Here is a 10,077-nt window from a genome sequence, read left to right on the forward strand (position 1 = left end):
GCGGCTATTATAACATTAGACCTTGAATATAAAAACAGGCGCATAATAGCATAAAGTCATAAAAAATCAGTACCGAAATCTGAACGATACCGTTATCATGATTGTTATCTTGACGGTAGCGCTTAACGCTTGATACAGCAGCATCGCTAATGCCATGCCAGCCGCTTCAGCCACTATATAGAGCCTCTTTTATTCGTCTTATCCTGTATCTTAGCCATATTACCCATCGTTTGCTTGTTTAATTTTAATAGAAGGAATAGATATGACCACCAGTACTACAACAGAAGCCTTACTTCATAAAGGCAGTGGGTTACAAGTCGTGGTCGGTTTGGGGCAGTCGGGGCTGTCGGTGGCGCATTATTTGGTCAAGCAAGGCTATCAGGTCGCTGTCACCGATGCGCAAGCGGCGCCAGCGTTGGCAGTGAAGCTGCCAGAGGCCGTGACGACGCGTCAGTTTGGCGCGATTGACGCCGAGCTATTGCAGCAGGCGGCGCGTATCATTATCAGCCCAGGCATCGCCCTTAGCACGCCTGCGGTGGCGGCGGCGCGTCAAGCCCATATCCCAGTGGTCAGCGACATTCAATTGTTTTGTGACGCTTGCCGTGTCCCTATCGTCGCAATTACTGGCTCTAATGCCAAAAGCACGGTAACCACCTTAGTTGGTCAGATGGCGGCAGATGCGGGCGTCAATGTCGGTGTCGGTGGCAATATCGGCGTACCGGCGCTGACGCTACTAGAAAATAGCGAGATGGAGCTGGCTGTACTTGAATTGTCGAGCTTTCAGTTAGAGACGGTCAGCAATCTGGGTGCGCAAGTGGCAACTGTGCTCAATATGTCGCCTGATCATCTCGATCGTCATGGCGATATGCTCGGCTACCATCAAGCCAAACATCGTATTTTTCAAGGCGCTAAGTCAGTGGTCATCAACCGCGAAGATGCGTTGACGCGACCACTGGTGGCTGATAACTTACCCAGAATCAGTACAGGCATTCATGCGCCTGACAAAGACCAATATGGGCTGATTGTCGATTCCGATGGGCAGATTTATTTGGCGCGTGGTACACAAAAACTACTGTCGGCAGACAAACTGTTGATTAAAGGTCGGCATAATTTGCTCAACGCGCAAGCGGCGCTGGCATTAGGCGAGCTGGCGGGGTTGCCGCTGTCGAGTATGCTGGCGACTTTGCAACAGTTCACAGGTCTTGAGCATCGCTGTGAATACGTGGAAAGCGTGGCTGGTATCGATTATTTTAATGACTCAAAAGGCACCAATATCGGCTCGACCATAGCAGCCATCGAAGGGCTTGGCGCTGTCTATGCGCCAAAAGATGGCAAGCTACTGCTGGTATTAGGCGGGCAGGGCAAGGGGCAGGCGTTTGGTGAGCTGACGCCTTTTATCAATCAGTACGTCAGCCAAGTTTTGTTTATTGGCGAAGATGCACCGCTGATAGAGCAGCATTTGCGCGCGGCTAAGATCAGTCATGACGTAACGCTACATCAGTGCCAAACGCTAGAAAACGCCTTTGCCACCATCTTGCAAGTGACCTCAAGCAGTCTCTCGCAAGTACAGGCTGTGCTGTTGTCGCCTGCGTGTGCCAGCTTTGATCAATACAGCGGCTATGCCGCGCGCGGTGAGCATTTTGGTCGATTGGTTCATCAGTTAGCAAGCGAGTCGGCAGAGACAGCGACCCCTTAGTGGTATGAGTGGCTATCTGGCATTCTATGCCGGCAGCTGGTGGATGGGCAAGGCGTACTGGTGTTTTTTGATAAATGATTGTTTTGCTTATATATTGCTGCTACTGTCTTTTATAACCAGCCTACTAATCAAGCGAAGAGATGACTGTGTCATTGCTTGAGTAATGGTTAATCGCGCCGATGGCCGATGATGATCAGTCGTTGTTTGTCTTAGCCTCAGGTTTGTTTGTTGGTATGTGTTTTTTTAAACGGTGGCGTTGTATAGACGCCGTATTTTTCGTTCGTTAGTGTATATAAAATTATGGCGCTCTCTTCTCTTTTTCGTTCTTCGTCCCAACCAAAGACAGCCACTGGCGCTGATGGTATTTTATCGATGCCGTCAGCGCGTGCTGTTTTGATAGCGAGCGTTGGCTGTATGCTGGTGCTCAGCTTGTTGATGGTCGCCTCTGCTTCTATCCCATTCGCCCTGAGCCGTGGTATGAGCGAGCTGTACTTTTTTAAAAACCAGCTGCTTTACATGACCATTGGACTTATCATCGCCGCCATCCCTTATTATGGGGTATCTTTGCGGCGACTTTATAAGACAGAAACCCAGTTCATATTGCTGGGGGTTACTGGCTTGCTGCTCGTTGCTACCTTGTTTAGTACTCCGATTAACGGCTCAAAACGCTGGTTAAATTTGGGGGTCTTTAACTTTCAGGTGGCCGAGCTGGCAAAGCTTGTAATGATTGTCTTTGTCTCTGACTTTGTGGTACGCCGCTCGTTTGAAGTGCGCAATGGTTTAGATGGCTTTTTGCGCATTATGTTGGTGGTGGTTCTGATTACCATGCTCCTACTCTCGCAGCCAGACTTTGGCTCGTTTGTTGTTATTTTAGGCACGATTTTTGCGATTTTTTATATCGCAGGTGCGCCTTACAAGCACTTTGTCGCACTGACTGCCGCTGCCATCGGTGGGGCTGTGTTGATGGTGACAACGGCGCAGTATCGCTTGGTGCGCGTGATGTCGTTTATGGATCCGTTTGATGATGTGCAAGATACCGACTATCAGTTGGCGCGCAGTTTGATTGCCTTTGGTCGTGGGCAGTTTACTGGCGTGGGCTATGGTGAGAGTGTACAAAAACTCTCGCATTTGCCTGAAGCGCATACCGATTTTTTATTGGCCATCACAGGTGAGGAGTTGGGTTTTGTTGGGGTGACGATGGTCTTGGTGCTTGAGGCTCTGATCATCGGTAGTGCGATGCGCATCAGTTACAACGCGCTAAAACGTCGGCAGATGCGCATGAGCTATACCGCTTTTGGTATCGGTGTGGTGTTTATTGCGCAAACCATCATCAATGCGGCGATGAATATGGGAGCGATTCCCACCAAAGGCTTGACCATGCCATTTTTTAGTTATGGTGGTTCATCTATGCTGATCAGCCTTGTGATGGTAGCGCTGCTGCTAAAAATCTATAAAGAAAGCCCTGAGATTGAAAAGAGTCAGTGCCGTTACTATTAAGCCCTAAACCAAACACCGTTACTATATTCCTAGGGCTTTAGTGTCTTTGCAATATGATTAACAAGCGTCGCTATTATGAGTGGCGCTTTTTGCTGTTGGTCTATTATTTATTTATCAAGCTTAACTGCTGCTGGCCGTGTAGCGGCGCGTTGTCCCACTGTGCAGTCGCCTGTTTGAGCATCCGCGCAGGTGTGTCTATCTCGACACTTGGCTGCTGCAAAAGCTGTAATGCGGTCGCGATTAGCTGACTTGGGTCGCGGGTGTCTATTGGCTGCGCTAGGTTTTGTTTAGACAGCTTTTGCCCGTTTGGGCTGCAGATCAGCGGCAGATGATACCAGCTGTCAATCGCGGGCAGGCGCGCTGCTTGCATGATGCTGATTTGGGCGGTGGTCATGGGCAGGATATCCAAGCCGCGCATGATATGTGTAACCCCTTGCAAGCCATCATCGAGACTGGCGGCCAAAATATAATTGATCATGCCGTCTTGTCGACGCACCACCATATCGCCCAAGGTCTGCTGCGGATTGCCCCACTGTTGTCCCTGAATACCATCATGAAACCCAATGAGATAATCGGGCAGCTGTATGCGTAGCTTGTGCTGTAGCCTATCTAGTGCTTTGGTGACACAGCGCCGCGGATAGCGTTTTCTGTTTGGCAGCACAGTCAGCTGTGTCGCAGTATCTGTATGGGCAGGGATTTGCTCTTGCTGCGCCCAATATTGCTCTAGGTCTTTACGTGAGCACTGACAGCCATAGGTCAGCGGCCGCAGGGTCGAGGCCAGATACTCATTATAGATATCGATGCGCTCAGATTGATACACCACATCACCATCCCAGTGTAACTCCAGCACTTCTAGGTCGATCAAGATCTGCTCGGTAAACTGCCGATCGCAGCGCTCTGTATCCGTGTCTTCGATACGCAATAACCACTTACCGCCAAGTGATTTTATATGGCAGTAGCTGGCAAGGGCGGTGGTCAGTGAACCAAGATGTAGCTCGCCGGTTGGGGAGGGGGCAAAGCGGCCGATAGGCGGTGTGGGTATGGAGGTCGTGGGCATAGGCGTTTATGGGATAGTTAAAATAAACGATGACGGGTTAATAAGGGACACCGTTATCGCGGACTAGGTCATATAGGATACTGTATCTGCTGGCCAAAAGATGTTTATAAAACGCAACAAGCGACCACATGATGGTCGCTTGTGCTGAGATAACGCTATTGACTTGTTATCTCTCGGATTTATATGCCTATGCGCCTACGCACCTTGGTTTTGGCGCTCTTTGATTTCTGAGAGAGTCTTACAGTCGATGCACTGGGTCGCGGTTGGACGCGCTTCGAGACGACGCAAGCCAATCTCTACGCCGCAGGTTTCACAAAAGCCATAGTCGTCATTTTCGATTTCTGCTATGGATTTGTCGATTTTGCGAATGAGCTTACGCTCACGGTCACGCGTACGCAGCGCCAAAGCAAACTCTTCTTCTTGAGTGGCGCGATCATTGATGTCTGGCATGGCGCTGGACTCATCTTGAATATAAGTCTTGGTACGGTCTGCCTCACCAATCAATTGGTTTTTCCAGTCCAATAAAATCGCCTTAAAGTGCGCCAATTGCGCATCAGACATATACTCTTCGCCTTCGGCTGGCACATAAGGAGTAAACTTCACTTCACTCGGATTCGTGGTCAGGGTGCTCATATGGGTATCCTACTTTTTCAAATTAATTCAATAAAACGACGCATCAAAAGACAAGACGTTATCAATTTATAAACGCTATAAGTTGTCCCTTTATAAAACGTTTTACCACTTGGTAACACAAGTAACACAGCTGATCTAATAATAAAGTTGTCTCGATATGACGACAGCGACATATCAGTACCCCAGTATATGGTTATGTATATTTTTATTTAAATACCTTGATGCAAATACCTCAGTGTAAATAGGGTAATTGGCCTACGGGTCGCTAAACAATATAACAAAACACGGACTATGAATACTTAGCGTGTGGTCAGGTTAGCCATCCTAGCTATTATAATTTTGTCTAATCTCGGCTATAGGTTATCTTTATATTTTAATCATCATCTGGTTTTATAAGTTGTATCACTGTTTTTCATAATAATGAAGCAGTTTTTATCATTGTTGGTGTTTTAATGCAGTCAGACACCACCTGTCTAAGCCAGCAATATCGGCAAGAAGTCTGATATATTAGGGCGACATCACGCTCGCCGCGATAAATCTGGGCGTCAAGTATCCAGCCTTTCTACCCAGCTTGCAACCTCTCCATTGTTGGCTAATTGCAACCAACGGTAACCCGGCTGGGCACGTTTATCATAGGCAAATTCATCTGAAAAAGGTTTGAACTGATAGCAGGTAGAAGGGGTGCTATATACCGTGACCCCTTGATAATGGCGTACTTGCTCCTGATGAGTATGACCGCTGATGATTACTTTTAAGTGCGTAAACGCACTCATCTGTCGCCAAAAATCCTCGCTGTTTTTTGCCATATGGGTATCGATCCAGTCAGAATCAACAGGAATCAGATGGTGATGGACGGCAATGAGCGCAGGCTTGCTACAGTGGCTGAGCTGCTGACATAGCCAATCGATATCGCTTGGCGCGATCTCACCTGAGACCTTGCCTGCGATGGATGAGTCCAAAAACAACAACTGCCAATGAGCAGACTCAATCACATGCCGACTGAGCAAACGCGGGTCAGCTGGTTTGGCCACCAGCTCACGCTGAAAAAACGGCAAATCATAGCCCAGCTCATCAGTCACATCATGGTTGCCGGCGATACAAGCAAAAGGAATGCCAGTCGCTTGTAGGACGGCAAAAATATGATCGTAGATATCAGGTTTTACTCGGTTGACCAAATCGCCCGTCACCACAATCAAATCGCAGCGAATATCATCGTTTAATGCTTGCGCCAGTACCGTCTCAAAGCTGTGCTGACACAAAACAGCGTCACCGCTACAATCGTCTGTGCCCTTGTTGACAGGCGTTGATAGGTGCAAATCCGTGATTTGTAAAATATTGAGCTGTTCATAAGGTGGGCAAAGCGTGTTGACAGGATAGCTTAGCATTGGGGCGCTCCCTCATCGACTCAAAACAATCAAAGTTGTCAGAACGACTATGGATAAACAATGGTGATTTGGTATGGCTGGTGCCAGCCCTATTAAAGCAAGTTTATAACATAAAGTGAATGAAAGCTCTAGCGATATTAATGAAATAAAGTTGGACAACATCAAGGTAAAATTTGTTTATAACCCAGTGGTTACGCTAGCGCCGGCGCTCTGCTGACCAAAACCTAAGCGTTTTTAATTTGCTAAAAAACAACGCAATAAAAAACAAAATTGCTAATATCAAAACAATAGAAAGGCCAGTCTGAATGTCCAGCCAAATACTGCCCCACACGCCCAGCGTGACGCCAACCTGAGCGATCAGTAAAGACAAGAGAACCATTTGTTTGGGCGAAGATGCCCATAAGCGTGCACTCAAGGCTGGTAGTACCAAAAGGCCACTGATCAGTAGGCTACCCACCGCCTGCAAGGCAATGGCACAAAACCCTGCCAATACCCCCATAAAAAATAGCCGCTGGCGCGCAGGATTGATACCTTGAATCCGTGCCAAGGCCTCATGAGTGGCCAGCTTGATTTGCGCAGGCCATATATAGATAAGCAGTCCTAAACCCACCAGTACACTGGTGGCAAGCAGCGGCAGATCAGCCCAATCCAGCTCAAGTAAGTTACCGAACAAAAACCCCAATACATTGGCTTGCTGGTCGGTCAGCTGAGTCAATGCCAGTAGTCCCAAGCACAGCAGCGACACCGCGACGACGGCCAGTACCGCATCGACAGGCAAGCGTTCATCATCGATAAGGACCAGCCCTAGGACCACCGCGATACTAATGATAGCAATCCCAACGCCCATCGGTAATTGCCACCACACTGCCAAAGCAACGCCAAGCAGCGTACCATGCGCCAGTGCATCGGCAAAAAAAGCCATGCGCCGCCACAATACCAGACACCCCAGAGGCGCTGAGAGCAATGCTAAAATACTACCTGCAATCCAAGCCGGGGCAATGATGGCTAACCAAGCGCTCATAAAAGATATCCGTAACAGTTTTTAGTTTGCATTAACGCTGTGTTTTTAAGGCAGTCATCAACGTGTTTGAGTGCATGTATTATAATTCGCTGGGAGCATGATGCTCGCAAGCATGCGGCTGATGCACATACGGTTGCTCATAGTGGTGACCAAACAGCTTTTGAAACTCACTACTAATCGCAAGCTCGCTTGGCTGACCTTCACAGCAGATATGCTTGTTGAGGCAAATCACCCGCCGGCTGCCTTTCATCACCCAATGTAAATCATGCGACACCACGAGCATGGCGCAGCGCAAAAACGCTGGTAGCTCATCAATAAACTGATACAGCCAAACCTCAGTATCAGGATCAAGCCCTTGCATAGGTTCATCTAAAATTAACAAGTTGGGTTTGTCCAGCAGCGCCCGTGCCAACAACACGCGCTGCGTTTCACCACCTGACAAATGCAGCATCTGCCGTGACAGCAGATGCGTCAAAGACAAGTTGTCAAAAATAAATTGCCGCTGCTCGGCCGTTAGACGTTTTTTATCCGCTTGTGCCAACAAATCACAGACGCGTAATGGCAGTATCGGCGGCACGGCAAAGCGCTGCGGGACATAACCCAGCTGTAGAGGCTGATGAGCGGTAATTTGCCCTTTGGTCGGCTCAAGCAAACCTAAAATAAGCTTGACCAACGTCGACTTGCCCGCGCCATTGGGCCCAATGAGGCTAAGTGTTTCATCGACAGCAATATCGATATCGATATGCGACAGTAGACGCTGCTGACCAATATGAAAACTGATGTCACTCAAGCTCAGTAGTTTCTTACGATCAAGTGTTGTATCAGTCGTAGTGGTAGATATAGACGGTGGCATAAGCGCGCTCATAGGGCAAGGACTCAAGGTAAGATAAACGATGGATGATAAATTAACGAGCAAATAATAAACCGTCGTTATTACTGACAGGCTTGGCAACGACCACTCAGCTCAATGACACTACGCTCCACCACAAACCCCACATCTTTTTCAGCAAAGCTCATCATCTCTTGTACCGGTATGCTACTGCATTCTTGTACCCGCTGACACTGGGCACAGATCAAAAACGCCGCCGTATGCTGAGCGCGAGGATGACAGCAGGGCACGTAGGCGTTGATAGAGGTAAGCTGATGGATCAAGCCCTCACCGAGTAAAAACTCCAAGCTGCGATATACCGTGGGTGGTGCCACGTTTTTTGTCATTTTTTGCGCCGACGCATCATCAGCCCCATCAGGTGCGACTAGTCGCATTTGCTGCAACTGGGTGATCAAATCGTACGCGCCGACGGGTTGGTTGGCTTCGAGTACCAGCTGGTATATCTGCTGCCGTAACGGCGTAAAACGCGCACCACTGAGTCGGCATTGCTCCTTTGCTGCGCGCAGGCGCTCAGTCACATCATCCGGTGTAAAGTCTTGCACATCATGCAAGTGATCGCAGACTGACAAACTCGTAGACATGAGGCAAACTCCTAAAAATTACGTAGCATTTTAGCAATGGCGTTTTCTATTGTTATAGTATAACATAATAAAATAAAATTACCGAGCAACCTAAATATTGAATAACCAAGTAAATTGACCGGCCACTGTCAAAGGGTGAGCTGATGAGAGCGATCGAGCTGGGGTGATAGCAATCGTCAAACGATATGTCCGATGCGCAGCCTCTATATTTGCTTAACTTTTTGCCAACTATATACCAAAGAGCTGACTATGAATCCAATGTTTTATGATTATTTGCGTGCCTATCCGATTTTGCAGCGTCTGCTAGCACCGCTACTGCTATGGTTGGGGCTGGCCTGTGTGAGTGCGCATGCAGCCACCGTCAGCGTCAGCAACTATCCGCTGTTTTTATTAAGTGAGGCGGTGACTGAAGGCGCGCCGTCTGCTAAGCGGCTACTACAAGCTGGCGAAGTCGGGCATCACGGCAGTATCAGCCCTGGTGATATCAAGGCAATACGCGACAGTAAGTTTGTGGTTTGGTTTGGTGAGCCGCTAGAAAATAACTTGGCCTCAAGCTTAAAGACAGCGCCTAATGCCATTGCCTTATTTGAGTTTGATGCCTTTAATCGTCATCCGTTACGTGATGTCCAAGGCAAACCCATCGCCGGCACGCTCGACCCTCATATCTGGTTCGATCCTGATAATGCCAAAGCCATCACTCGTGCCTTGGCTGTTATCCATAGCCATGCCAATCCGCAATATAAAAGCCTTTATCATGCCAATGCACAAAAATTCGCCCAGCGTTTAGACAATGCGGTGGCCGCCACCAGCTTAGATAGCACAAAAAACCCCTCACCTTACTGGGCTTATCATGATGCGTATCAATATATCGAAGACAGCATCAATTTACAGCTTATTGGTAGCTTGAGTGTCGATCACCACTTAGCACCAAAAGCCAGTCAATTACGCCGGTTAAATGAGCAGCGCCCAACCAAGCGAATGTGCTTGGTCAGTCCAAATGCACCTGCCAAAGGCTTGCTGGCCAAACTACAGCCCGTCAGTACCACAGTACAAGCAGAAGACATGAGTAACAGCACCGACTTTATCAGTGGCTGGCAAACGATGGCGCAGCAAATCCATCAGTGTATCGATAAATAAGCGCAATTAAGCGCAATAACGCTCAAGTATCTGACTGACGTGCATGACTGACGGCTATTATACAAATGCCACAGTATGTTTTAAGGCATCTGATTTTAAGCTATCTGAAAAATAGTTGATCGACGATATAGTTAGCTGAATGTAAAACTGTTATGGATTTAAACGCGCTACTGGTATAAAT

The 10,077-nt window shown here is 48.1% G+C and carries 9 protein-coding genes; 3 read left to right on the top strand and 6 right to left on the bottom strand.

The window, feature by feature from the left end; genetic code table 11:
• Positions 1–262 precede the first annotated feature (262 nt).
• On the top strand, positions 263–1,696 hold the full coding sequence (gene murD, locus JFC05_RS11240) for a UDP-N-acetylmuramoyl-L-alanine--D-glutamate ligase (protein WP_198336942.1): 1,434 nt from the start codon (positions 263–265) through the stop codon (positions 1,694–1,696).
• Positions 1,697–1,996: 300 nt separating this feature from the next.
• Positions 1,997–3,193 carry a putative lipid II flippase FtsW gene (gene ftsW / locus JFC05_RS11245; RefSeq protein WP_172953132.1) on the top strand — a complete coding sequence of 399 codons (1,197 nt, stop codon included), beginning with the start codon at positions 1,997–1,999 and terminating at the stop codon, positions 3,191–3,193.
• Between the two features lie 103 nt (positions 3,194–3,296).
• Here the strand turns inward: ftsW and gluQRS are convergent, their stop codons facing one another.
• The 6 genes from gluQRS to JFC05_RS11275 form a co-directional block, all read right to left on the bottom strand.
• Positions 3,297–4,250 (bottom strand): tRNA glutamyl-Q(34) synthetase GluQRS, encoded by a 954-nt coding sequence (gluQRS, locus tag JFC05_RS11250; RefSeq protein WP_198336943.1) that lies wholly within the window; start codon positions 4,248–4,250, stop codon positions 3,297–3,299.
• A 195-nt stretch (positions 4,251–4,445) separates the two neighbouring features.
• On the bottom strand, positions 4,446–4,883 hold the full coding sequence (gene dksA / locus JFC05_RS11255; RefSeq protein ID WP_105244323.1) for an RNA polymerase-binding protein DksA: 438 nt from the start codon (positions 4,881–4,883) through the stop codon (positions 4,446–4,448).
• A 545-nt stretch (positions 4,884–5,428) separates the two neighbouring features.
• Positions 5,429–6,268 (bottom strand): metallophosphoesterase, encoded by an 840-nt coding sequence (locus tag JFC05_RS11260; RefSeq protein WP_198336944.1) that lies wholly within the window; start codon positions 6,266–6,268, stop codon positions 5,429–5,431.
• A 196-nt stretch (positions 6,269–6,464) separates the two neighbouring features.
• On the bottom strand, positions 6,465–7,289 hold the full coding sequence (locus JFC05_RS11265) for a metal ABC transporter permease (RefSeq protein WP_192993464.1): 825 nt from the start codon (positions 7,287–7,289) through the stop codon (positions 6,465–6,467).
• Between the two features lie 79 nt (positions 7,290–7,368).
• Positions 7,369–8,142: a metal ABC transporter ATP-binding protein gene (locus JFC05_RS11270; protein WP_198336945.1), complete on the bottom strand. Its 774-nt coding sequence runs from the start codon at positions 8,140–8,142 to the stop codon at positions 7,369–7,371.
• 80 nt (positions 8,143–8,222) lie between these two features.
• On the bottom strand, positions 8,223–8,759 hold the full coding sequence (locus JFC05_RS11275) for a Fur family transcriptional regulator (RefSeq protein ID WP_198336946.1): 537 nt from the start codon (positions 8,757–8,759) through the stop codon (positions 8,223–8,225).
• Between the two features lie 249 nt (positions 8,760–9,008).
• Here JFC05_RS11275 and JFC05_RS11280 point away from each other — a divergent pair, with 249 nt between their 5' ends.
• On the top strand, positions 9,009–9,896 hold the full coding sequence (locus JFC05_RS11280) for a metal ABC transporter solute-binding protein, Zn/Mn family (protein WP_227697536.1): 888 nt from the start codon (positions 9,009–9,011) through the stop codon (positions 9,894–9,896).
• The last annotated feature ends 181 nt before the right edge of the window (positions 9,897–10,077 follow it).

It is taken from the genome of Psychrobacter celer (genome assembly GCF_016107555.1).
Taxonomy (GTDB): domain Bacteria; phylum Pseudomonadota; class Gammaproteobacteria; order Pseudomonadales; family Moraxellaceae; genus Psychrobacter; species Psychrobacter celer.